Source organism: Pontibacter sp. GD13, assembly GCF_058216355.1.
In genome coordinates this window covers 145,784-168,756 of the sequence record NZ_JBYZMQ010000006.1, presented here as the reverse complement: position 1 = coordinate 168,756, position 22,973 = coordinate 145,784, and the positions used below count along the sequence as shown (strand labels likewise).

28 protein-coding genes and 1 tRNA gene are annotated in these 22,973 nt (G+C 47.1%); 20 read left to right on the top strand and 9 right to left on the bottom strand.

Translation table 11 applies throughout. The annotated features are described in order from the left end of the window. Window positions 1-40: 40 nt before the first annotated feature. Window positions 41-1,003, bottom strand: coding sequence for a YihY/virulence factor BrkB family protein (locus tag AC4BAN_RS10690; protein ID WP_490564394.1), 963 nt, complete (start codon window positions 1,001-1,003; stop codon window positions 41-43). Between the two features lie 162 nt (window positions 1,004-1,165). Between AC4BAN_RS10690 and AC4BAN_RS10685 the strand changes: the two genes are divergently transcribed. Further along, complete coding sequence (locus AC4BAN_RS10685; RefSeq protein WP_490564393.1) at window positions 1,166-1,918, top strand: hypothetical protein; 753 nt, start codon at window positions 1,166-1,168, stop codon at window positions 1,916-1,918. Window positions 1,919-2,025: 107 nt separating this feature from the next. On the opposite strand, the gene AC4BAN_RS10680 is transcribed toward AC4BAN_RS10685, so the two are convergent. From AC4BAN_RS10680 to AC4BAN_RS10670, 3 genes are all read right to left on the bottom strand, one after another. Further along, entirely contained in the window at window positions 2,026-3,480 is a 1,455-nt protein-coding gene (locus AC4BAN_RS10680; RefSeq protein ID WP_490564392.1) for a DUF4403 family protein, read from the bottom strand. Between the two features lie 100 nt (window positions 3,481-3,580). Further along, window positions 3,581-3,898, bottom strand: coding sequence for a thioredoxin family protein (locus tag AC4BAN_RS10675; RefSeq protein ID WP_490564391.1), 318 nt, complete (start codon window positions 3,896-3,898; stop codon window positions 3,581-3,583). Window positions 3,899-4,017: 119 nt separating this feature from the next. Further along, the gene (locus AC4BAN_RS10670) at window positions 4,018-4,998 is read right to left on the bottom strand and encodes an NAD-dependent epimerase/dehydratase family protein (protein ID WP_490564390.1); all 981 of its coding nucleotides are present in this window, start codon (window positions 4,996-4,998) and stop codon (window positions 4,018-4,020) included. A 409-nt stretch (window positions 4,999-5,407) separates the two neighbouring features. Between AC4BAN_RS10670 and AC4BAN_RS10665 the strand changes: the two genes are divergently transcribed. The 6 genes from AC4BAN_RS10665 (at window position 5,408) to AC4BAN_RS10640 (ending at window position 9,250) form a co-directional block, all read left to right on the top strand. Beyond that, window positions 5,408-6,379, top strand: coding sequence for a hypothetical protein (locus tag AC4BAN_RS10665; RefSeq protein WP_490564389.1), 972 nt, complete (start codon window positions 5,408-5,410; stop codon window positions 6,377-6,379). Between the two features lie 33 nt (window positions 6,380-6,412). Beyond that, the gene (kbl, locus tag AC4BAN_RS10660; protein WP_490564388.1) at window positions 6,413-7,603 is read left to right on the top strand and encodes a glycine C-acetyltransferase; all 1,191 of its coding nucleotides are present in this window, start codon (window positions 6,413-6,415) and stop codon (window positions 7,601-7,603) included. Between the two features lie 148 nt (window positions 7,604-7,751). Then, complete coding sequence (locus tag AC4BAN_RS10655; protein ID WP_490564387.1) at window positions 7,752-8,408, top strand: DUF2975 domain-containing protein; 657 nt, start codon at window positions 7,752-7,754, stop codon at window positions 8,406-8,408. Between the two features lies 1 nt (window position 8,409). After that, on the top strand, window positions 8,410-8,616 hold the full coding sequence (locus AC4BAN_RS10650; protein ID WP_490564386.1) for a helix-turn-helix domain-containing protein: 207 nt from the start codon (window positions 8,410-8,412) through the stop codon (window positions 8,614-8,616). Between the two features lie 82 nt (window positions 8,617-8,698). Beyond that, a complete protein-coding gene (locus AC4BAN_RS10645; RefSeq protein WP_490564385.1) occupies window positions 8,699-9,010 on the top strand; it encodes a hypothetical protein in 312 nt (103 codons plus the stop codon). A 39-nt stretch (window positions 9,011-9,049) separates the two neighbouring features. Next, complete coding sequence (locus AC4BAN_RS10640) at window positions 9,050-9,250, top strand: PLDc N-terminal domain-containing protein (RefSeq protein ID WP_490564384.1); 201 nt, start codon at window positions 9,050-9,052, stop codon at window positions 9,248-9,250. A gap of 24 nt (window positions 9,251-9,274) precedes the next feature. Here AC4BAN_RS10640 and cdaA read toward each other — a convergent pair whose 3' ends face one another. Beyond that, window positions 9,275-10,123, bottom strand: a complete 849-nt coding sequence (cdaA, locus tag AC4BAN_RS10635) for a diadenylate cyclase CdaA (protein ID WP_490564383.1) — start codon at window positions 10,121-10,123, stop codon at window positions 9,275-9,277. Further along, window positions 10,120-10,977 (bottom strand): dihydropteroate synthase, encoded by an 858-nt coding sequence (gene folP / locus AC4BAN_RS10630; protein WP_490564440.1) that lies wholly within the window; start codon window positions 10,975-10,977, stop codon window positions 10,120-10,122. Before folP ends, cdaA begins: the two co-directional genes overlap by 4 nt. Before the next feature lie 44 nt (window positions 10,978-11,021). On the opposite strand from folP, the gene AC4BAN_RS10625 reads away from it, so the two are divergent. The 4 genes from AC4BAN_RS10625 (at window position 11,022) to AC4BAN_RS10610 (ending at window position 13,985) form a co-directional block, all read left to right on the top strand. After that, a complete protein-coding gene (locus AC4BAN_RS10625) occupies window positions 11,022-11,567 on the top strand; it encodes a DUF1599 domain-containing protein (RefSeq protein ID WP_490564382.1) in 546 nt (181 codons plus the stop codon). A gap of 107 nt (window positions 11,568-11,674) precedes the next feature. Further along, window positions 11,675-12,772, top strand: a complete 1,098-nt coding sequence (locus tag AC4BAN_RS10620) for a BT_3928 family protein (RefSeq protein WP_490564381.1) — start codon at window positions 11,675-11,677, stop codon at window positions 12,770-12,772. Continuing rightward, the gene (locus tag AC4BAN_RS10615; RefSeq protein ID WP_490564380.1) at window positions 12,769-13,293 is read left to right on the top strand and encodes a shikimate kinase; all 525 of its coding nucleotides are present in this window, start codon (window positions 12,769-12,771) and stop codon (window positions 13,291-13,293) included. The genes AC4BAN_RS10620 and AC4BAN_RS10615 overlap by 4 nt, the downstream gene beginning before the upstream one ends. A gap of 83 nt (window positions 13,294-13,376) precedes the next feature. After that, a complete protein-coding gene (locus AC4BAN_RS10610) occupies window positions 13,377-13,985 on the top strand; it encodes a sterol desaturase family protein (protein ID WP_490564379.1) in 609 nt (202 codons plus the stop codon). Window positions 13,986-14,040: 55 nt separating this feature from the next. On the opposite strand, the gene AC4BAN_RS10605 is transcribed toward AC4BAN_RS10610, so the two are convergent. Beyond that, window positions 14,041-14,211 carry a hypothetical protein gene (locus tag AC4BAN_RS10605; RefSeq protein WP_490564378.1) on the bottom strand — a complete coding sequence of 57 codons (171 nt, stop codon included), beginning with the start codon at window positions 14,209-14,211 and terminating at the stop codon, window positions 14,041-14,043. Between the two features lie 394 nt (window positions 14,212-14,605). Here AC4BAN_RS10605 and AC4BAN_RS10600 point away from each other — a divergent pair, with 394 nt between their 5' ends. From AC4BAN_RS10600 to AC4BAN_RS10560, 9 genes are all read left to right on the top strand, one after another. Beyond that, complete coding sequence (locus AC4BAN_RS10600; protein WP_490564377.1) at window positions 14,606-15,031, top strand: hypothetical protein; 426 nt, start codon at window positions 14,606-14,608, stop codon at window positions 15,029-15,031. A gap of 333 nt (window positions 15,032-15,364) precedes the next feature. Continuing rightward, window positions 15,365-16,618: a tyrosine-type recombinase/integrase gene (locus AC4BAN_RS10595; protein WP_490564376.1), complete on the top strand. Its 1,254-nt coding sequence runs from the start codon at window positions 15,365-15,367 to the stop codon at window positions 16,616-16,618. 10 nt (window positions 16,619-16,628) lie between these two features. Beyond that, entirely contained in the window at window positions 16,629-17,468 is an 840-nt protein-coding gene (locus tag AC4BAN_RS10590) for a hypothetical protein (RefSeq protein WP_490564375.1), read from the top strand. A gap of 83 nt (window positions 17,469-17,551) precedes the next feature. Continuing rightward, window positions 17,552-17,890 carry a helix-turn-helix domain-containing protein gene (locus AC4BAN_RS10585; RefSeq protein WP_490564374.1) on the top strand — a complete coding sequence of 113 codons (339 nt, stop codon included), beginning with the start codon at window positions 17,552-17,554 and terminating at the stop codon, window positions 17,888-17,890. Between the two features lie 246 nt (window positions 17,891-18,136). After that, window positions 18,137-18,577 carry a hypothetical protein gene (locus AC4BAN_RS10580; protein WP_490564373.1) on the top strand — a complete coding sequence of 147 codons (441 nt, stop codon included), beginning with the start codon at window positions 18,137-18,139 and terminating at the stop codon, window positions 18,575-18,577. Between the two features lie 97 nt (window positions 18,578-18,674). Next, a complete protein-coding gene (locus AC4BAN_RS10575) occupies window positions 18,675-19,571 on the top strand; it encodes a toprim domain-containing protein (protein ID WP_490564372.1) in 897 nt (298 codons plus the stop codon). Window positions 19,572-19,947: 376 nt separating this feature from the next. Continuing rightward, window positions 19,948-20,358 (top strand): hypothetical protein, encoded by a 411-nt coding sequence (locus tag AC4BAN_RS10570; RefSeq protein ID WP_490564371.1) that lies wholly within the window; start codon window positions 19,948-19,950, stop codon window positions 20,356-20,358. Window positions 20,359-20,646: 288 nt separating this feature from the next. Then, the gene (locus tag AC4BAN_RS10565; RefSeq protein WP_490564370.1) at window positions 20,647-21,309 is read left to right on the top strand and encodes a hypothetical protein; all 663 of its coding nucleotides are present in this window, start codon (window positions 20,647-20,649) and stop codon (window positions 21,307-21,309) included. Between the two features lie 201 nt (window positions 21,310-21,510). Beyond that, window positions 21,511-21,774 carry a hypothetical protein gene (locus AC4BAN_RS10560; RefSeq protein ID WP_490564369.1) on the top strand — a complete coding sequence of 88 codons (264 nt, stop codon included), beginning with the start codon at window positions 21,511-21,513 and terminating at the stop codon, window positions 21,772-21,774. A gap of 53 nt (window positions 21,775-21,827) precedes the next feature. Here the strand turns inward: AC4BAN_RS10560 and AC4BAN_RS10555 are convergent, their stop codons facing one another. Continuing rightward, the gene (locus tag AC4BAN_RS10555; protein ID WP_490564368.1) at window positions 21,828-22,448 is read right to left on the bottom strand and encodes a hypothetical protein; all 621 of its coding nucleotides are present in this window, start codon (window positions 22,446-22,448) and stop codon (window positions 21,828-21,830) included. Between the two features lie 362 nt (window positions 22,449-22,810). Then, a tRNA-Asn gene (locus AC4BAN_RS10550) sits at window positions 22,811-22,884 on the bottom strand. Between the last annotated feature and the right edge of the window lie 89 nt (window positions 22,885-22,973).

The following is a 22,973-nucleotide window of genomic DNA, read 5'->3' as shown; positions in this document are numbered from 1 at the left end:
AGGTTAAAATGCCAGTCGTACTGTAAACCAGCATGCCACCTTATTCTTCTTCAAATCTGCCCTCTGCTGGTGGTCTCCCGGTTTTTTTATCAAACGGATCCTCGTGTACTTCCCGCTCTTCCACAAAAGTGGCGTGTGCTTTCGGGTGGATGCGCTGCCCGAATTTACGGGCGTACTCCTGGGTAAACTCAGCACCATAAAAGATAATAAGGGAGGAGTAGTAGATCCAGACAAGTATGACGATGATGGAACCGGCGGCGCCATAGGCTGAACCCGGATCGCTGGTGCCAATGTACCAACTGATCAGGAATTTGCCTATCGTAAAGAGCAGTGCCGTAACAAAGGCCCCGATCAGGGTATCCTTCCAGCGGATGATCGCATCGGGCAGGTATTTAAAGATCAGCGTAAACAGTAAGGTGATAACCCCCACCGAAACTATAAAATCTATCAGCTTGATCACCCAAACGCCAATACCCGGCAAAAGCTGCGAAAGGTAATCGCTCATGATTGAAACTGCCGCACTCAACACAAACGACACCAGCATGAGCACGGCAATGCTCAGAATGATACCAAATGAGAACACCCGCTCCTGTATCAGGCGCAGCATGCTGTTCTTTGGCTTCACTTTCAGGTTCCAGACCGAGTTTAACGACTGCTGTAGTGTAACAAAGAATGTTGTAGAGGCAAATATCAGCGTTCCGATACCGATCCAAAGGGCAATCCCCCCCGATTGACTCATCTGCGCATTCTGTATGATCTTCTCTATTTCTTCGGCGGCGCTGGGCCCAATGGCTGTGGAAATCTGTTCAGAGAGCTGACCCGAAACAGCCTTTTCCCCGAATACCGCGCCGGCCACCCGAATGATGATGATCAGGAGTGGGGGGATAGAGAAGATGGCGTTGAAAGCAAGAGCCGCAGCAAGGCGCAATGAGTTGTTTTCCATAAACTCGCCGGCCGAGTTTTTAAACAGGGGGAGCGTTTCTTTTAGTGTAAAATCAGCCATAGGCACATATTCAGGTTTAGATGTTTTGATACGGTGGGCTCATGCTTAAAGTTAAAAATTAGGGCAGTTTGCCGACCTCGGTTACATGGTTAAACATTTGTGTACTATTCTTGTGCAGAACTGCGTATATTTAGTTTTACTTGTAAATAAAGACCTATGCGCATGAAAAGATCACCATTGTTGTGCCTGCTGGTGTGGCTGGCATTGCTTCCGTTAGCAGCTGCCTTTGGCCAGGCAACCGCACCGGCCCAAACAGATAAGAAAGCCAGCGAGCTCGCCCAGCGGGTTATGAAAAGTTTGGGCGGGGAAAAAGCATGGAACGATACCCGTTACCTGGCCTGGACCTTTAACAATCAGTACCAGCTGTGGGACAAGCATCAGAACCGCTTCCGTTGGGAGAAGGACAGCCTGGTGGCCATTATCGATACCCAGACCAAAGACGGCAAAGTATACGTGGCCGGTAAGGAGATGGCCCCTTCCGAGGAAAAGCAGAAGATGCTGGAGCGTGCCTATGCACTGTATATCAATAACGCCTATTGGCTGGTGATGCCCTTTAAGCTGCAGGACCCGGGCGTACAGCTGAAGTACATGGGGCAGGATACCACCATGGAGGGCGCAAAAGCCGATGTGCTCCAAATGACCTTCGAGAACGTGGGACTTACGCCGCAGAACAAGTATAAACTATGGGTAGATGCCGATAGAGGCTTAATTACCCAATGGGCTTTTTTTAGAAATTACAACGATGCGGAAGCCGCTTTTACCCGGCGATGGAGCGATTACAAGAACTACGGCGGCATTAAGCTAGCCAGTGACCGCAGCAACCCCCAAAGCGATTTTAAACTGACCGATATTGCCGCTCCAGCCGTAGTTCCGGACGCTGTGTTTAACTGCCCCACCCCAATTAGTAAGTTTTAGAGCAAGGGCTTAATTTTAGTGATCATGTTTTTTTGATGTGTCACCCATCGTGGGCTGCTATACCCAGTATAGCAGCCCACGATGGGTTATAAGGATGTAGCCAGTGTCTAAAATTTAGCAACGGTAGCCGTTAAATTGCCTTTGGCCTTGATAATGGCCTTTATCCCTTCCGGGGTCAGGTAAATGTTATCCGGGGCTAACTCCGTTATATTCCCCTGCAGCAGCACCGAGCCGTTTACCTGCCCTTGCTTATCTAAGGTAGCCTGCAGCATTTTACGGGCATTCTCCAGTTCCCCTTTCACGGGTATGCTTACCTGCTGCTGTATCATGTCGATAAATTTATTTTTGGCTAACCAGCTGGCCGTGCTCAGCAGGCGATCCTTGGTGTCCAGGTCATAATCCACGTCGCGCACCTTGATGGATGCTGTTTCGGCATCGTAGTAAGGGGTGCCGCGCAGGTATATTTTACCCACGATTTTTTTTGTGAAAAGGCCGGCCTTTGTTTTTCCGTTCACATCCAGCATCAGCACCAGCTGCTCGCCTCCCGGGCTGATCGCCGCATCGTTCACTGTTAGCTGGCTTTTGCCATCGTCAAATTTGTAGGTCTGGCTGGCGAGTTGGTCCTGGGCCATTATACTGGCATGCGCATACGGAATGTTGGCTGTCATGCCAATCTGAATGTCGTCGGCTATGCGGCTGTCCACAATCAGCTTTGGCAGGTTTTTGTTGAGCTGCACCTGCGGTTTGCCATTGGTGGTAACCGTAAGGTACGATGTAATGCCAATGCGAGTGTTCAGAGCGCCGTTTTTAGCAAGCAGGGGTGCAATACGCACTTCCTTGGGTACAATGGTGAGCCAGGCATTTAGCGCATCGTCCAGCTTTACCGGTTCCTGCATCAGATGCCAGGCGTCGGTTACATACTGCTTCATGTCCAGGTGGCGCTGCAGCTCTTTGTCCAGTTGCTTCGAGAGCGTAACCATCTGCTTGCGAAGCGCCGGTTCCACAAAACGCGCCAGCCCGATCTTCAAGGGGCCCAGCTGCAGTACAGGCTTGGTATTGCCCCACTCAAAGTCGCCGCTTGTGATCGTGTTTATTCTGTAGTCTTCTGTTAAACCGATCCTGCTCTCTGTCTTAATGACCATGTCAAAAGTGGTGTCCTCGGTTTTATCAATGGTAGGGCAGATCTTGCAGGGGTCCCATTGCCAGCGGCCTTTGGCATAAACGCGCAGCGGGATATGAAAGTATACTTTGTCTTTCTCGGCGCTCATAAGCAGCTTGCCTGCTTTCGTAACAGTCAGGGCAAGGTTATCATCGTTCAGGTTCGTGTCTTTGTACAGCACGCCGCTTACTTCCTCATTCAGCTTTTCTTGCAGGGCTGCGACAGAGATGGAGACAGGCACCGTGATAGATGAAAGCTGCGGGGTATAAGCAGTGGCGCCAGTTGCAAAAGCGGCAGGAGCTGCCGCGTTTACTTTATCGGTGCTGGAGCAGGCTTGCATAATAAGCCCTGCACTGCTAATAATGGCCAGAAAAAGAAGGAGTCGTAGAAAGTTTTTATTCACGTAGTATGCTGATTTTAAAAAGCGGCGCAAGTTAAACACCTTACTTCATTTCAGCCACATCATGCAAGCGCTGTGCCGCAAAATCACAAGGAGTCATATTTTAACCTAACTTTTGCAGCAGCTCTCTGATACCCGCCTCTGATGAGACAATGCCGCAGTCAAACAATTTGCCTTTGCGGTAAGTGGCAAAAAAAGGTGTGCCCGTCATGCTGACCTCTTTACGGGAAACCGGGTTTTCAGCAGCGTTCATGCGCACAAAGGTAATGCTTCGGAAGGCGGGGTCAGCGGCGAATCTGGAGAAAGCGGGGGCCAGGGCTTTGCACAGGGCGCAGGCTTCGTCAACAAATTTTACAATTACTTTTTCCTTTTTAAATATTAGCTGCCTTAGCCCGGTATCGTCAGATTCTGTTATCGTCATAAAGAGTAACTCCTGTGTGTGATGCGCTTCTTATAAGACGATTTCTGAGAGAATTAGTTAAAAAAAGAGGGCACCCCTTGCAGTGGCGCCCTCTTACGGTCAGTTAAGGGATGTGTTTCTTAGTGAGCCAGCGGTTGCGCTACCTTCATCTTCTTCAGGTTCAGGAGCATGTCCGCTGTCATGGCGTCCAGGTCGTAGGCAGGCTTCCAGCCCCAGTCCTGCTGCGCTGCGCTGTCGTCGATGCTTTGCGGCCAGGAGTCGGCTATCTGCTGCCGCGAGTCCGGCTTGTACACGATCTCAAAATCGGGGATATGCTTACGGATGGAGGCCGTGATCTCCTCTGGCGAGAAGCTCATGGCGCTCAGGTTATAGGAGTCACGCACTTTTACCTGCTCAGCCGGGGCATGCACCAAATCAAGCGTGGCTTTAATGGCATCGGGCATGTACATCATGGGCAGGTACGTGTTCTGGCTCAGGAAGCACTCAAACGTTTCGCCCTGCAGGGCTTTGTGGTAAATGTCAACGGCATAATCTGTGGTGCCGCCACCCGGCAGGGCCTTGTACCCGATCAGACCAGGGTAGCGGAGGCTGCGCACATCCAGGCCATACTTCTGGAAATAGTACTCGCACCAGCGCTCACCAGCCTGCTTGCTGATGCCGTAAACGGTGTTTGGGTCCATTACGGTTTGCTGCGGTGTATGCTGGCGCGGCGTGCTCGGGCCAAAAACGGCAATGGAACTAGGCCAGTACACGCGCTCCACCTTCTGCTCCAGGGCAAGGTCCAGCACATTAAACAGGCCGTCCATGTTTAGTCTCCAGGCAAATTTCGGGTTCTTTTCGCCGGTGGCAGAAAGCACGGCGGCCAAATGATAAATCTGCTTGAATTTATACTTAGCGGCTAACGCACCCATTGACCTGGCATCCAGCACATCGATCTTCTCGAACGGGCCTGAATCGCGCAGGTCAGCCTGTTTTGGTGCCGCAATATCCGCCGCTACTACATTCGCCCCTCCATACATGTTGCGCAGCTCCAGGGTAAGTTCAGAGCCAAGCTGCCCGCAGGCGCCTATTACCAAAACGGTGTCGGTTGTGTTTGCCATAGTTGATTGTAAATCTTTGCACAAAGTAACCGAATTCGGGGCAATAGTGAAAACATTACCCGTAAGAAAGGGAACGATCGGTTTAGATGGGAAGGGGCAAAGGCTGAAAAAGCGGGTACCTGCCCGAAGGCCTGCACGCGCTTTTCACTGAACTAACTATTATTCACTAACCTCGCTGCAAAGGTAGGTCGGTTTAACTGGCACTGAAAGCCCCTCTTGCGTATTTAATGATAACATAATACAGGTAATAAGCAGGTAATACCCCAACCGCCATTCTGATACCGTACTGTAACAGAAACAGGTTTTTCTTATCTTTGTAAAGGCAGCCAAACCGGGCAGAGGGTAAACGAGCCATTTGCCACGCTGTACTGGCTATGCACGGTAACAGCGGCAGGCCCTAAAAGAAGCTATGACGTACGAAGAGTACCTTATAAAAAAACGGATAAACAAAGCGGCATTTGCCGCAGGTGACCCGGTGCGCTTTGCTGCTTGGCAGGAAATGTACGCGCTGATGCACCCGAACAGCTTTTTGGTTGCCGTTAAGATGCAGCTGAACAATATTCGCCTGCGGTTTCACCTGGCCGAAGCGGATGTGCCGAAGCCTGCCGTTGCGCAGGCAGCCGCTCGTCCTGCAGCCCGCAGGGCCGTGGCGCCCCAAACGGCAGCCACACCAACTGTTCCACAGGAAACATCGGAGGCCGCTGAAGTTGCCGCTCCAAAGCCAAGGCCGGTCGTGCGGCGTGCGGCTGCCATCCAGAAGCCACCTGTTGCGGATGGTGCTGCTGTGCCGGCAACTGAAGAGGGGCAAGCCGCTCCTGCCAAGCCAAGGCCGGTGATCAGGCGCCCTGTTATTGCAAAGCCCGCAACCGAACAAGCGTCTCCCTCAGCAAGCGAGGAAAAAAAAGTGGATGAAACCGCAGCGCCAGCTGCCGAAAGTATAAAACCGGCCAGGCCGCGGCCAGTCATCAAACGACCCGCGGCTTTGCAGCAGCCAGCCGCACCGCCTGAGACAACGGATGCCGTGAATCCTGAAGAAGTGCCTGCTAAGCCTGCCAGGCCACGCCCGGTTATAAAACGCCCCACCGCGCTGCAAAATCCGCCTGCTGATAGCGAAGCGCGTGCTGCGGAGGTGATGCCGGATGCACCTGTGCCCGCCACCGAAAAGGCGGCAATGGCACCGCGTGCGCGCCCTATCATGAAAAGGCCGGCAGCCTTACAGAAACCGGCAGAAGATGCCGCTGTGCCGGAAACCGCGCCTGCGCCTGCCGCCAACACGGAGATTGCCCCAGAGCCCGAACAGCAGCCAAAGCCACCCAGGCCAAGGCCGGTAATGCGGCGCCCTCCCCCAAAACCGGCAGACGATAACGAAACAAAGCCATAAACTTGTAAACAACCGATAACGATACACCAGACTATGTACGAGACTTTAAAACCAGACTTAGCGCAGCAGCTTGCCGAAATAAAGGAAGCAGGCTTGTATAAACAAGAACGCATCATCACCACGCCCCAGGGCGCTGACATTGACACCACCCAGCAGCCGCATGTGCTTAACTTCTGTGCCAACAACTACCTGGGGCTGTCGGCGCACCCTAAAGTGATAGAGGCGGCCAAAGAGGCCATTGACACACACGGTTACGGCATGAGCTCGGTGCGCTTTATCTGCGGCACCCAGGACATCCACAAAGAGCTGGAGCGTAAGATATCTGAGTTTTTAGGAACAGAGGATACCATACTTTACGCGGCCGCTTTTGATGCCAACGGCGGTGTATTCGAGCCCCTTTTTGATGCTGAGTCGGCCATTATCTCCGATGCCCTGAACCATGCCTCCATTATTGACGGCGTGCGTTTGTGCAAGGCCCAGCGCTTCCGCTATAACCACAACGACATGGCGGACCTGGAGGCGAAACTGCAGGAGTCGCAAAATGCCAAACACCGCATCATTGTAACCGACGGGTCGTTCTCGATGGATGGCACCATTGCCCAGCTGGATAAGATCGTGGCGCTGGCCGAAAAGTATAAAGCCCTGATCATGGTGGATGAGTGCCACAGCTCCGGTTTCCTGGGCAAGACAGGGCGAGGCACACATGAGTACCGCAACGTGATGGGCCAAATCGATATCATTACAGGTACGCTGGGCAAGGCCCTGGGCGGCGCGATGGGCGGATTTACATCGGGTCACAAGGAAGTGATCGATATGCTGCGCCAGCGTTCGCGCCCTTACCTGTTCTCCAATTCGCTGGCTCCTTCCATTGTGGGCGCTTCCATCGCCGTGCTAGACCTGTTGAGCTCAACCACCGAGCTGCGCGATAAGCTGGAGTCGAACACCAGGTACTTCCGCGAGAAAATCACGGAGGCGGGCTTTGACATCAAGCCAGGCGACCACCCCATTGTGCCGGTCATGCTCTACGATGCCCCACTGGCGCAGGAGTTTGCGGCCCGCATGCTGGACAAAGGCATTTATGTGATCGGTTTTTATTACCCGGTAGTGGCAAAAGGCCAGGCGCGCATCCGCGTACAAATATCCGCCGTGCACGACAAAGAGCACCTGGACAAGTGCATCGCCGCCTTTACCGAGGTAGGTAAGGAACTGGGTGTTATCAAGTAAATCTTTCGTTTATATTGGAAAAGCAGAAAGCCACTCTAGTGAAGGAGTGGCTTTTGCTTTTTATCAACTTAAATTTATTGTTATTCGATATATATTGCTTGGCTAATAATTTTATTTAGTACATCTTTACAGAAAATAATTATCAGCTATGGAATCGTTATCTCAAAGCACGACAGTTAAAGTTCTGAACATATTATTTAAGGTGATATGGTATGCTGCTCTTATATTAGTCGCCTATAGTTTTATAAACTTTTGGTATGTGCCGTTAAAAACTTTTGGTGAACAACTGCCTTACATAGAGGGAACTGTTAAAATCTACGAACCAGGTAAAAGCTACCCTACTATAGCAAAAGTAAGCACTATAGCAGATGCTATAGTTAAACCTGGTCTGATTGAAGCGAGCGTGAAAGTAAAACTAGCCAGCTGGGTTGAAATGTTAGAGGTAAATGTGATAATATACCTTTTGCTAATAGCTTTAAACTTACTGCTGGGTTTAGGATTAGTTTACCAACTGCATAAAATTTTCAGTTTGCTTAAATCTGATCTCGTTTTCAATACGGCTATTATCAAAAGGATAAGATATTTAGGATTGATATTGCTATTTGGCCCAGTTACCGGAAACATTTCACGGGTATTGTTCACTTCAATTATAACTGATCACGTTCAGGTTTCTGGCTACCAGATTGATACCAGCGGGCAGCTTAGCTTTGGCGTAAATACACTTTTTGGATTTGTGGTATTGGTTCTGGCTGAAGTGTTTAAGGCAGGGCTGACACTGCAACAAGAGAAAGAGTTAACTATTTAAGATGGGTATAGTAGTAAACTTAGACGTGATGATGGCTAAGCGTAAAATGTCGCTGAACGAATTGTCGGAGCGGGTACAGGTAACACCAGCGAATTTGTCGATATTAAAAACCGGAAAAGCTAAAGCTATTCGCTTTAGTACATTAGAGTCAATTTGTAAAGTACTGGACTGTCAGCCAGGCGATATTCTTGCGTTTGAAATCAGTTAAGACTTTTGAATCGGTCTGACTGGCTTTTTGCTTTCAAACGAATCCTTAATAACTTGACTGCCCACTCTGAAATGCATAGCCCATGAAGCCAAGACTAACAGCTGGACTTATACTTTCCTTATTCCCTGTTTATAGTTTTTTAGCCTGGCTGTATGTGTCTTATACCCGCGGGCAGTTGAGCCAAAGCAATAGCGTAACAAATTACCTGATGTTTTTTCCTGCTTTTATGCGGGATGTGGCGGCTATCAGTAGCTTGAGTATCGTGCTGGCATTCACCTCACTTTTTATAATAGGCAGTACCAACTGGGGCAAGGGCAACAGCAGCCCTGTTAAAACAGTTTATATGGTGCTGGTGGCGCTTGTGCTTTTGTTTAACCTTTGGAGTATCTTATAACGCGCGCCGCTGCTGTTAAAGAATGTTGACCGGTAAATAATGGAGTTATTTGCGAAATATCCTTTTGTGGTGATGCTGGTGCTTGCAAATTACCTTGGCGTGGTTTTCAGTATCTTTCACCTTATTTTCAAAAGCCATTTTACATTAGCGCAACGCCTGAACTGGATGGTGCTGCTCTGGCTAGTGCCGGTAATCGGCCCGATTGCCTATTGGCTTTACTGGAGCAGGAAAAGGGTGTAGAAAGAAATAGTCGGCAAGCCAGTGTTAAACAGTGCTCACAGATTTTTCTGAGGCCGGCGCAACCGGTACAGCCCGCTGATCGGTGTCGAACAGGAACTGGTTGAGTTTCACCCGCAGGTCTGCAGATGAAAGGTTGCGGTGTACCTCGCCGTTGCGCACCAGCGCAATCTGCCCCGTCTCCTCCGACACGACCAACACCACACTGTCCGTGATCTCTGTCAGGCCAATGGCGGCCCGGTGGCGCAGACCCATGGAAGCCGGAATTTCCTGGTTCTCGGAAACCGGCAGTATACAGCGCGCCGCTTTGATGCGGTTAGCCGAAATAATGACCGCGCCATCGTGCAGCGGACTGTTCTTGTTGAAGATGGACACCAGCAGGCGCTTGGAGATGATGGCATCGATCAGGTCGCCGGACTCAGCGTAATATTTAAGCTCGGAGCTTTTTGCAAACACGATCAGGGCACCCGTGTTCTTGCCTGCCAACGATTTAGAGGCTTCGATAAAAGGGGTGAGGCTTAGTTTATCAGACTGCTCGCGCCGCCACGGGAAACCCCGGAAGAAGCGATCGTTGTTGAAGGCGGTAGTTTTACCGATCATTAGCAGGAAACGCCTTATTTCGGGCTGAAACAGGATAATGGCCGCCAGTACACCCACCCCCATAAACTGGCCAAGTATGATGCTGAGCAGTTCCATGCCCGCCGCGCGTACTACCAGGTACAGCAGGTAAATAGAGAGCAGCCCCAGGAAGATCTTCAGTGCCACACTACCCGTCAGGAGTTTGTAGAGTTGGTACAAAAGAACTGTGACGAGCAGAATATCGATGATGTCGAGTAGCTCAATCTCTAAAAAACCAATGCTGAATAGAAATATCAAAGTAATGTTTTCGTATAAAGTTGTATAGTTTGCTTCGTTTCTTTTACGTCGTGCACCCGCAAAATGTCGGCACCCTTGCTTAACGCAATTGTGTTTACGGCTATTGTGCCTGTCAGCGCATCGGCTTGGTTTGTACCCAGCGCTTTATAAACCATGGATTTGCGCGAAAGGCCCGCCAGCATGGGCAGCTCCAAGATACGCAATTCATCCAAATGTTTTAACAGTTCGAAGTTGTGATCAATGGTTTTGGCAAAACCAAAACCCGGATCAAGAATGATATCCTGCACACCTAGCTTTTGTAGCTTGTAAACCTGCGCCTGAAGTTCATCTATTACCTCGGTTACCACATCTGTATACTTAGCCAACGCAGTCATGGTCTGTGGCGTTCCGCGCATGTGCATCAATATGTAAGGTACCTGCAGCCTGGCCACTGTCTCGTGCATTTTCTCATCCAGGTGGCCTCCCGAAATATCGTTGATGATGGCAGCACCTGCCGCCACGGCAGCCTCAGCCACTTCTGCCCTAAACGTGTCGATGGAAAGTATGGCTTCCGGGAAAGCTGCGTGTATGGCCGCAATAGCGGGCACTACACGGTCCAGTTCCTCCTGTAAGGCTACCTCGGCGGCACCTGGCCGGCTGGAGTAGCCGCCAATATCCAGTATGTCGGCTCCGTCGGCCAGCATTTGCCCGGTGCGCTGCAGCACCTGATCCAGGGAGCTCAGCCGGCTGCCAGCGTAGAAAGAATCGGGGGTGACGTTCAGGATGCCCAAGACCTGCGGCGTGTCCAGCGAGAGGATTTTTCCGCGGCAGTTGAGTGTGGTTTTTTTCTTAAAAAGCGTATCTTTCGCTTCCAATGTTGGCATCTGAGTCAATTGTTTTTAAAATTAAAGCTAAAAAGTTGATTAGTCAAACACTCCAGGAATATAATCGGGTAGTTAACCGCTGTAAGGATACCTTTGTAAAGAAAACGAAAGATTACGGTACCGCATGGCGCGTGCTCCGGCTGCCTTCCATCACCGATCAGATCTTTATCAAGGCGCAGCGCATCCGCTCTATCCAGGAAAAAGGAAAACAGCTGGTGGAGGATGATGTCAACGGGGAGTTTGTGGGCATCATCAACTACTGCGTGATCGCTTTAATGCAGTTGAACCTGCCAGCGGATGCACCTTTAAGCCTGTCTGCCGACGATGTGGAGCGTGCGTACACGGATCACACAGAGGAGAATATCAAGCTGCTGAACGCCAAGAATCACGACTACGACGAGGCCTGGCGCGACATGCGCGTGAGCTCCATCACCGATATCATACTCATGAAGCTGTACCGCACCAAGCAGATAGAGGACAACGCGGGACAGACGCTGATCTCGGAGGGTGTGGAAGCCAATTACCGCGACATGATCAACTACGCCGTGTTTGCTTTGATCTTGTCGGGTTTTGCGGAGTAGTTGAAATAGTGTATCCTGCAAAGTGTACTGGTGCCTTAGCCTTACGTGCAGCGGAGTGCCTGATGATGCTGTAAATTATAAATCCATAGAATTTCTCTCTCAAAATAATGAAATACCTAAGCAAATTCTGCTGGCTCTTTGTGGGCGTGCTGTTCATATTTTCGGGCCTGATCAAGATCAACGACCCGGTGGGCACCGCGATAAAGCTGGAGGAATATTTTGAGGTGTTCTCCACAGACATCGCCCCTTTCTTTAAGTCGCTGGAGCCACTGGCGCTCTTCTTCTCTATTTTTCTAAGCGCCCTGGAGATTGTGCTGGGGGTGGCCCTGCTCATCCGCTGGAAACTGAAGGAGGTGCTGATGGCGCTGCTGGTGATGATCGTATTCTTCACCTTCCTCACGTTCTATTCAGCCTACTTTAATAAAGTAACGGACTGCGGCTGTTTTGGCGATGCCATTAAGTTAACTCCCTGGGAGTCTTTCACGAAAGATATCTTGCTGCTGGTGATGATCGTAGTCCTGTTGTTTACGCAGCGCTACCTGAGGCCCTTTGTAAAGCCTGCTACCGGCGCAACTGTTACAGCGCTTACCGCCATACTTTCCGTAGCTATTGGCTGGTATGCCTATGAGCACCTGCCTTACATCGATTTCCGGGCTTACAAGGTAGGAAACAACATTCCGACGCTGATGAAAGCCTCCGCGCCGCTCCGTTATAAGTATATCATGACAAAAGGCGGCGATGAGCAGGAGTTTGAGGAGTACCCGGCCGATGAGAGCTATACGTTTAAAGAAATGGTGGCCATTAACCCGCAGGACGGCCCGAAGATCACTGACTTTAATGTGTGGAACGATCAGGGCGATTTTACGCAGGAAATATTAACAGGCTACAAGCTGCTGATTCTGGTACAGAATGTGGCCAAGGCAGACCGCGATGACCTGCCGGAGATCAGTAAGCTGGCTAAGGCAGCGGAACAGCAGGGCCTGACGCCCCTGGTTATAACCAGTAGCAGTGGGCAGGATTTTGAGGTGTTCAGGCACGAGGCTAACCTGGCGGTTCCATACTTTTACGGCGATGGCACGGTGCTGAAAACGATCATGCGCTCAAACCCGGGCATCCTTTTACTCCGGGATGGCACCGTGAAAGGAAAGTGGCACCACAACGACACGCCAACGATTGAGGAGGTGATGGGAAAACTGGCGGAATGAGGGTCTTTTTAATCGGTATGATGGGAAGCGGCAAATCCACGCTCGGAAAGCAGTTGGCCGCCCTGCTGGGCTACCCTTTCATCGACCTGGACAAATACATAACGCAGCAGGAGCACAAAACGATTGCCAGCATATTTGAGGAAGAGGGCCAGAAGCGGTTCCGTTTTCTGGAGCGGCAGGCGCTGGAACAACTGGTAAAGGATTACGAGCAAGTGGTGATTGCAACGGGTGGGGGCACGCCTTGTTACTTTGATACCATGGATCTTTTAAACAGGCTGGGGAAGAATATTTACCTGGATGTGCCCGTTGAAGAATTATTCAGAAGGCTACAAGCGTGTGATCCGGAGGAGAGGCCGCTGCTGGCCGGGAAGCACGAAGCGGAAGTTAAATCTTTTCTAGCCAAAACGTTAACCGATAGAATACAATATTACGAGCAGGCACACCTCAGGATAAGCGGCAGAGAAATAACCGCTGCGCAACTAAAACACTTGCTAAACCATAACCAAAGCGGCTCGTTATAGTTGTATACATGTTGTTGGAACCTAAAGCACCAGATAAAAAATCAAGTAGTTTTACCAAGAAACGAATACAGCAAGATTCGACTATGAAACCTAATCACAAAGGCCGTGCACAGCTTTTCCAGAACCCGATTCTGGAGAAGATGACCAGAACCCACATTGCCCTTCCTATTTCTATTTTCCTGATCATTGCCATAGGGTTGATATACTATGGTCTGGCTTACAGCTTTATTAATGTGCTGGATGCGGTTGGCTTCTTTTTTATCGGGTGGCTTATTTTTACGCTGCTGGAATACCTGGCGCACCGCTACATTTTCCATATGGATACCAGCACGCACACCCGGGAACGATTACAGTACCTATTCCACGGAAACCATCACGAGTACCCTAAGGATAAGAAGCGGTTGGCAATGCCACCGGTGGTAAGCATCCTGTATGCCTCTGCTTTCTTCTTTTTCTTTAAGCTGTTTTTCGGACAGTTTGTGTTTGGGGTGGTTGCGGGTATGCTCTTTGGTTATGCCCTGTATTTATTTGTGCACTATGCCGTACATGCGTATGCACCTCCTAAAAACTTTCTGAAACAGCTGTGGATACACCATAGCATCCACCATTACAAAGACCCTACGGTAGCTTACGGGGTGTCGTCGCCGCTCTGGGACCATGTGCTGGGCACCATGCCGAAGCGGGGGAAATAGTTGTTGATAACACAGCATAAAAAAAGGAGCCAATCGGCTCCTTTTTCATTTTCTTCTATCGTCTCAGCTTTCGAAACAGCCAGGTTATCAGCAGCACCACCACTACAATAATGATAATGGCTGTCCACATACCGGCCTCAAAAACATCTCCGATAAACTCACAACTGCTCAGCGTTAGTGTCAGCAGCACAAGCAGGGTCATTAAATAGGCTCTTATGTTCTTCATATTTTTTTGCTTTAGAATGGATGCAGGTAAGCAGGCTGGTTGTTTAATTGTGCTGCGCACCTAACATATGATAATATTACCATATTGTTATTACTGTTTTTATACTGAAAAGGTTAAGGACCGGTAGCAGCAGTTGGTTATTTTATAGACTACAAACCTTACCCATGCATGGTATACGAGACTTTTACGCAGAAGTGCGACCATTGGAAGTTGCGCATAGCAGACGGGAAAAGTGAAAGGAGATATGTTATGACTCGCTTACTCCCGATTGGTATAACAACGGGCAACCTTTATTTTGATGTGAAGGGCACAATGCTCGGTTTTGAATAAGCGGACTGAATCCTGTATCTTTAAAAGTAAGTGAGACTTTAAGAAGAAAATACGTGTAATGCCCATGTCTGAAAATGTTGTCCGAATAATTGCAGAAGACCAGTTTTATCGGGTAGAGCTGCATGACAATCTAAGCTTGATCTACGTGCTCTGGAAGTGCCACCTGGAAGGGGAGATACTGAAAGAGAGGTTTCAGGCTTTGCTCAACATCATTGAGGAGCATAAGCCGCTGCGCTGGTTAGGCAACGCCAACGCAACACACTACATTACCCTGCAGGATGCACGCTGGCTATTGGCTGCCTTCATGCCCTTGCTGGTCGCCTCGTCGGTGAGGCGGTATGCACGGGTAGAGTCGGTTAAAAGTTTGATGATGCTGGATTCTATGCATCTCCAAGACAAAATCAATCAGCTGCCCTGCGAAGCGCATGAACGGTTTGAATTTCAGTTTTTTGCTGATGAGAAACAGGCGCTTGCCTGGCTGACGGCTTAATTTCGTGTTGATGCGCCCAGTTAGCATGGCAGTTATGCTTAGTCTCAGCATAAGTCTTTTCGCGCTTACCGGCAAACAAAAAAGCCACTTAACGATTTGACTCGTAAGTGGCTGATTTTAAAGCTCCCCCTCCTGGGCTCGAACCAGGGACCCCATGATTAACAGTCGTAATATGGGTGAAATCGTTAGAATGCGTTTCCTAATAAAAACCCCTTATTCATGCTAAATTACGGGTTTTTGGTGATAGCTAGTAATAGGTGTAAATAAATATTTATTCGATCCGTATGCAAACTGTATGCAAATGCATAAATTGGGGCCATAAATTAAGCATCTATGATTAAGCCTCATATCAGCATCTATTTAGACACCAGGAGAGCAAAAGCCAACAGCTTATACCCTGTAAAGCTCAGGGTGTTTATAAGCAATGGTAAGCAGCGTACGCAGAAGCTTTACCCACTCGGTATGGATTTGACTGCAGAAGCTTTTGAGCGCTCTTATAATGCAACAAAGCCCAGAAAAGAAGATAAGGATTTGAAGCTAAAGCTTTTGGCAAAAGAACAGTTAGCCGTTGAGGTAGCAGACGGTTTAAATGTGTTTACATTTGAGAGGTTTGAGCGAGAATTATTCAGGGAGAAGCAGTCGGGCAATGATGCTGCATATCACTATAAAGAGTATATAAAAGGCCTGCAAAAGCAGGGGAAAGTTTCCACAGCATCAAATTATGACCAGAGTTTAAAGAGTCTATTAGAATTTACTAATTCTAAAGGCAAGGGGAATGCAACAAGTTTGTTTTTTAACATCATTACGGTTGACTTCCTGCACCGTTACGAACGCTGGATGTTGGGAAAGGAGAAGAGCCGTACAACAGTGGGTATTTACTTACGGCCATTAAGGGCAATTTTTAACAATGCCATAGAAGCCGGCGACATTCACAAAGATATATACCCATTCGGGAAGCGAAAATACCAGATACCTGCAGGGCGAAATGTAAAGAAAGCATTTGACAAGAGTCAACTAAGCACGCTTTTTAAATTTGAAACTAACATACCAGAGCAAATAAAGGCGCGGGATTTCTGGTTTTTCAGCTATGCCTGCAATGGAATGAACATTAAAGATATTGCTAATTTAAAGTATAGCAGCCTCCAAGGCGACAGCCTGACGTTCAGTAGAGCTAAGACGATAGACACAACGAAAGCTAATCACAAGCCTATTGTAGTAGCCTTGTCTGACTTTCCAATATCTATAATAGAGAAGTACGGCAATGTTGACAAAAGCCCAAGTAATTATATATTCCCGATCCTAAGAAAAGGAATGAACCCGGAAGAGCAGAGCAAAACCGTAAAGAATTTTACTCGCTACATCAATCAGCACATTAAGAATCTAGCAAAGGCGGCAAAGCTACCGGAGGACATATCTACATACTACGCGCGTCATTCTTTCGCCACTAATGCTATACGTAATGGGGCAAGCCTGGAAATGATACAGGAGAGCCTAGGACACAACGACCTAAAAACTACTCTTAACTACTGGGGAGGATTTGAGGAGAATGTAAAGCGCGAAATTGCAGATAAATTGATGGAGTTTTAAAAGTTGTGCTATGAATTATGACGGACTTCCACCAGAGGATCTGGCTGCATTATATTTCAATAAGCCTGAAGAGCGAAAGCTGATAGAAGAGTATGTATTAGGCTTGGGCGGATATTTACAAGGTTACTTTAAACACTTACTACAAGAGCCGGACCCGCTGCCATTCCAAAGCTTTGCAGCACATAATATTTCATCACCTAAGAGAGACGGGCATATTTTATGGTCCGACTTACACAGCTTCGATAGTTTAGTATGGCATTACCAGCAACAGAAGTTCGATTTACAAAACAATAATACTGCCCCTAACTTGCAATTGTTTATAGACAGGGAGATTATGAGAGCAGCGGGGAGGCGTGATGATCTTCTACAAAGCTTTAACAGCTCAAGCAACGTGAGCGACGATGACAAGTACAGCCTTTATATAAGTGTGCAAGAACAGTTCATTACCTATTTAGAAGGGGAGAAGAAATCCGCCTGTACACATCCTTTATCGGGAGTGGGCAAAGTTCGGGAGCTGTCTAATCCCTTGAAACCTACTCAAAGAGCTATAGCTTTATATTGCTATTATTTACAGGATGTAGGCGATATGGAGGCCTTTGAAAATATGGAGGGAGGCAAAGAAGCGGCCCTTAAAAGAATTGCGGCAGAACATGGATTTATCTCTAGTAACAGCTGGAAAGCTCTGCAGCAACACTACAATACTATCATTCAACCCAGGACAGGGGCATTAGAGCGAACAGATCCCAACCACATTAATAATCTCAGAATCGCTATAGCTATGTTAAAATCACATCCTAATGCTGTTGCTAAAGCTAACAGGGAGTATGACACAGCAATACTGAATAGATAAGCATATTACGTAACCCCTTACCCCTCCTTACCCCTTTTGCAGGGTGCTTACTTTGTCTCAACAACATTTAACCACTTGAGACAATGGTAAATCCTTTTGAAACGATTGATGCCAGGCTGAGCAATATTGAGGCTCTTTTGCTAGACTTATTTAGCACTAGGTTTAACAAAGGCCCTCATAATACCGCCACCGAGAAACTAATGACGGTAAACGAAGCCGCCGGACTCTTGTCATTGGCAGTGCCTACAATATACGCTCTAGTTCAACGCCGCGAAATTCCCCACAGCAGAAGGGGTAAACGCCTCTACTTTTCCAAATCGGAACTCACAGAATGGGTGCAGGCCGGCAGAATTAAAACAGCATGCGAAATAGTAGCAGAAGCTGAGGCCGAATTAGCTGCAGCAGGAAGGAGGCGTAAGTGATGCTTAGGCACCTAATCTTTTATGAGTTAACCGATAAAGGAGTTATCCGGGCCAACCACTCAGCAGTAAAACAGCAACTGATGTTTGAGGTTGCTTATCTGTATGGAGCGGGTAAGCTGACCGTTGCGGCTAATATGCCAGAAAAAGCCCCCGCAACACATACCCGCACAACTTAAGATGCAATAATAGAAAAGCCGTGCTTTGTGGATATTGCACGGCTTTTATGCTATTCAAGATTGAAACCTTATGAGCAAAGATACTAAAAGTATTGGTGAAATCCCTATTCTTTCGGAACAAATAAAGGCCCTGCTAGCGGACCGGTTAGGCGAAAATATATCTAAAAGATTCACAGCTATCCCGCAATGCCTTATACCTTTCTACGGGAGCGCCAACGTGGCACTTTTCATAACACAGCTCGCATACCTACAAGGCACAAGCATGCACTACAGCAAGTGGGTGCCTAAAGATTATGCCGATTGGGAAAAAATAACGGGCATAAAGAAAAAGGCGCTTGCAAAAATAATAAAGGAGTTGGAGTACGTAGAGAGCGGGCAGTACTGGGCGGGCAAAGGGAATGAAGCGAGGAAGATACTGCATACCCGAATCAAAGAAGATGTGTATTTCCAGGTGCTCGATAGTTTCTTGTCTAATCTAAAGCATCAAAACGACCTTTTAGAAGCCATGTAACGTGTCGAAACGATGCGCCTACATAATAAGAGTATTATAAGATAACTATAGGGAAAGATGTTATCTCTTACTCGCCCTATTGTAAAGCAAAAACCCAATGACGAAAGAATACATAGAACAGATAAAGAAAATCAACCTTGCCGAGTTTGTGCAGTGTTTCGGGTATGAGCTAAACAAAGAGAGCAGCAGCCGCAGAAGCCCCGTTATGAAGCACCATCTTACAGACTATACTTTGATCATCAAAGAGCAGCCAGGAAGCGGGCATTATACTTTCTTTGAATCCGGAGGGGCAGCTAAGGGCACTATCATTGATTTTCTGCTATGGCAAGAAATAGAATATCGTAAAATACCTGAAACTATTTCAGAGTATGGGCAAGGCAAAATAAAGCCTTCTAAGCGCATCAGAGTTGCAGGGAGTGGAGCTACGCCAGTTCATAGTAAATCTTTTAGCATGGCTCCTTATTATGATGCCAAAACAGCAAGGCTAGAGCAACGCGGCATAAGTGCATTTATCTTTAATCATCCACTATTTAAAGATCGTATAGGGGCAGACAACAAAGGTGTTACTTGCTTCCCTATGTATAATGCTAAGGGCATGTGCGGGATTCAGAGAGCCACCGGCCGAATAGTTTCAGGATCAATACGCGGATTATGGGCATCCACTCGTCCGGATGTTTGCGGAATAGCAGGAAGCTATAAAATCTTCATTACTGAGAGCCCAATAGATAATCTTTCTTACGAACAGATGCACGGGGGCAACAACTTTCATTTAGCAACCATCGGCAACCCAACAGCAGCCCAGTTAGAAACAATTAGGTTTATTGCCGAAACAACTAAAACCCCTGTGCTTCTTGGATTCGACAATGATGTAAAAGGAGAACAGTTTGCAGCACAAGTAGAGGAATTATTAAAAGGTTTAGTGTCAACTGAACGAGTAAGGCCAACGCTTAAAGACTGGAATGACGATCTAAAAGCAAAGCACGAGCAGTACTGAAGGGATGAGGCTATTAGAGCCGTTCTGACGCATTATCTAATCTTAATGTATGATTGCCTCACAAAAAGGAGAACGTACAAGGATACAATTTTTATTTGCGAACCAGGGGTGCTACAAGCACATCACTACACTCCGCAAAAATAATTTTTGAGAGACACACGTAAATGAAACAACCACATACACACCATGTGCAGTAGTTAAATAGAAAGCATGTCTAAGGTAGTTTATCGATACATATTCTGAAAAGGGGCTTTTTTAGCTTAAATAAATTATAAACAGGCGTGTTACAATTAGCGAAAGCAGTACAAAGTCTGAATATTTCTGATGTTTTCAGGCAGTAACTTAGTGTTACAATGTAATACATGAGCCTAATAACATGAGAGTAAGAAAACTAAATGATGCAGATACGCTAGAGATTTTGTCAATAGGGTATAGGATGCAGCGAGTACTTAGCAAGGAGTACAGTTTGCACCCGTTGGAAGCGGCAGTTATTACCTTGATAGGAAGCTATAGTAACAGGCCGTCTGAGGAAATTTTAAGTTTATCCGTTCCGGAGATCACCACACTCCTAGCCTATAGCAGGGGAAACCGAGAGAAGATATATTACGCAACAAACGGCCTTTGCGAAGGTGATACACCTTATCTAAAGAAACACTATGACAAAGTTGTACGAGGTAAGAAAGTAGCGACTTATTCTCTTACTGCTAAAGGCGTTGAGATAGTGAAAGCTGCAGTTAGCCTATCAAAGGTTTTCAGGTACGAGATAGCCCAGGTAGCAACAGCCTAATTTAAAAATGGTGAGCAGCACATAAGGGTACATCTATCTATAAAATGGGTGGGGGTATAAAGCGCAAAAGGAAAGCACCTGCACTTTACTGGGTGCCTGACCAGATTAGCAGCACTATCTATTTTTGTGCTCCCCTTATTTGCTTAGCTACTCCCACACTAATAACCTACACCACACCCTGAATACCTTACACCCTATGCTCTATGCCTGATACAACTATTTAATGTAGATGATGAGGCGCAAGGAAAACAACAGTTACAACCACAACACAGACTTAACTTAACCACTATGTTCCCATTCTTAGCGGCTGCGGCTGCAGTTCCAGCCCTGTATCAGACGATCACAGGCATAAAGCAGGATAGACTAGCAAGAAAGCTAAACCCTGTCAGACCGACTTATACCATACCTGGCGCAGTCAATGAATCCGTTGACATGGCACGTCAATCAGCTAACGCGGCTATGCCCGGATATGGCACGGCACAGAACAACCTGCATGCAAGTACAGCAGGAGCGGTGCGCGCAGCACAACTGGCAGGATCTGGTAACAATGCACTAGCAACGATAGCAGCAGCACAAGGTAATGAGGCTAACGCTATGAATAACCTGCAGGCACAGAACACGCACTTTCTGTTCGGGCAGCGCCAGAGCCTCATGCAGTCCCTTATGAATAAGGCACAATACGAAGACAAGGCATTCGATTATAACCAGCGACAAAAGTATGATGAGGAAGCAGCAGCTAAAGCCGCACTGATGGAAGGCAGCAAGCACAACATAAACAACGGTATATCCGGACTGAGCAGTGTAGCTATAACAGCTTTTGACAAGCCTCAGAAACCACTGCCAAGTATACCAGGCTTTGACTTTCTAAAGTTCCTGCAGCAACAGCCAGTAGGAACAGGATCATACAATGATGCATCTAACTACGGGAGGCAATTTTCCAGTTATTCTTAATAGTAATAGCTTGTTTTTTTGCCTGCTTATGCTGTATTTACGGGCTCCTAAACAGTTAGTATGTACAGCAATTCCAACAAGAGAATAACAATAAGCCGTTACCTATGGAGGCAGAAGGGGAAACCCCTGCACGGCCCTAACTGGCCGAGGACTCCTGCGGGTAACGGTGTTTTATTTTACCTAAACCTAAACAGTTAGAGCATGCAAAACACACAAGAAAAGAAAGCAGTTTTCCAAATGCGCACAGCACCTGCAGGCAATTTTGATGCTAGTTATTTATTAGAGCATCTTGAAAGTTCCTCACCTGTAGATATAGCTGTACAGCTAGATACAGTTATAAGTGAACTCACAACGATGATCCTTGATAGCGGTGAATCCCATGCTGATTTAATTGACCCATTGCACCACCTTCGCATGATTCGCAACAGTATTTTATCAGGGGCAGGTGTGATAAACTTTAAGTAAGCACTACTCAACCCCCTAAAGCACAACGGCATATCTTAACCAGGTGTGCCGTTTTACTTTTTGCTTTTTAAATTCATTTCATAGAGAGTATAGTCTATATACCAACCACTATTTTGTTTCTCTTCATCCTTTATATTTAGTTCAGTTGATGCCCCTATTTTGTTAGCACATAAGCTAAACGCCCTAAAGAAAGAACGCTCGCTTTTAGTCAAATGAGTACCAGCTATTTTAAACGCTTTTCTTGTCTGGGCAAGCTGCAGCAAAAAGTTAGAAATAAAACCGACTACTAAGGCTGCGAATGCATAAAAGATACCTAGCCCTCCAACTGTAAAATAACCATAGATTATAAATACGAGATAAAGAGCCGATTCATTTACATATTTACTAGCCAATAAAAGCAACTTTGGGCCAATATGTAGAGCTAATGCCGCACCAATGGTATTAAACAAAATGCTTAATATGAATACTGCTATAGCAAGTTGCGTGTAAGTTAAAGGTAAACTGAAGCAAACAGAAATAGATATTAACAGGATCAGTGTTTCTATTACTTCAATACCCTCCACCATTCTGAGTACTTCCGCTGGTCTATATTTCTCCCGAAGTCTCCCCATATAAGTAAAAGCATGCTCAGGCTCAAGTCTAATTTTTAACCCATTTGGCGTGTAGATTGGCATTGTTTTTTTCTTTTATAATTGATTTATTCTTAGAGCACCTATATTAAGTAAAATATATATTTTTTTATATAGGTCTGAGAAATATTTGTCTATATTTCTTATAAAATGAATCAATGAGATAAAACGGTTATTTAAGGTATGAATGCAAATTATGCTATTGGTGCTACGCAAGAGCTATGAATTATATTTCGTATTACAAGAAATATAACCCAAGAAAAGATAAAAGGAAGTAGCTGCAAGACTGGCGAAAATGGCAAGGTTGAGATAGTGGTGATAAATCTTTCAAGCCTCTTTATATGCAAATTGTATGCAAATAAAAAAAGCCACTTAACGATTTGACTCGTAAGTGGCTGATTTTAAAGCTCCCCCTCCTGGGCTCGAACCAGGGACCCCATGATTAACAGTCATGTGCTCTAACCAACTGAGCTAAGGAGGAATTTTTAGAAGATACCAGCGACTTTCCCGCTGATTGATGGTGCAATATTACGGCAGTTTTACTTACCACGCAAGAGGGCCCCGAAAAAA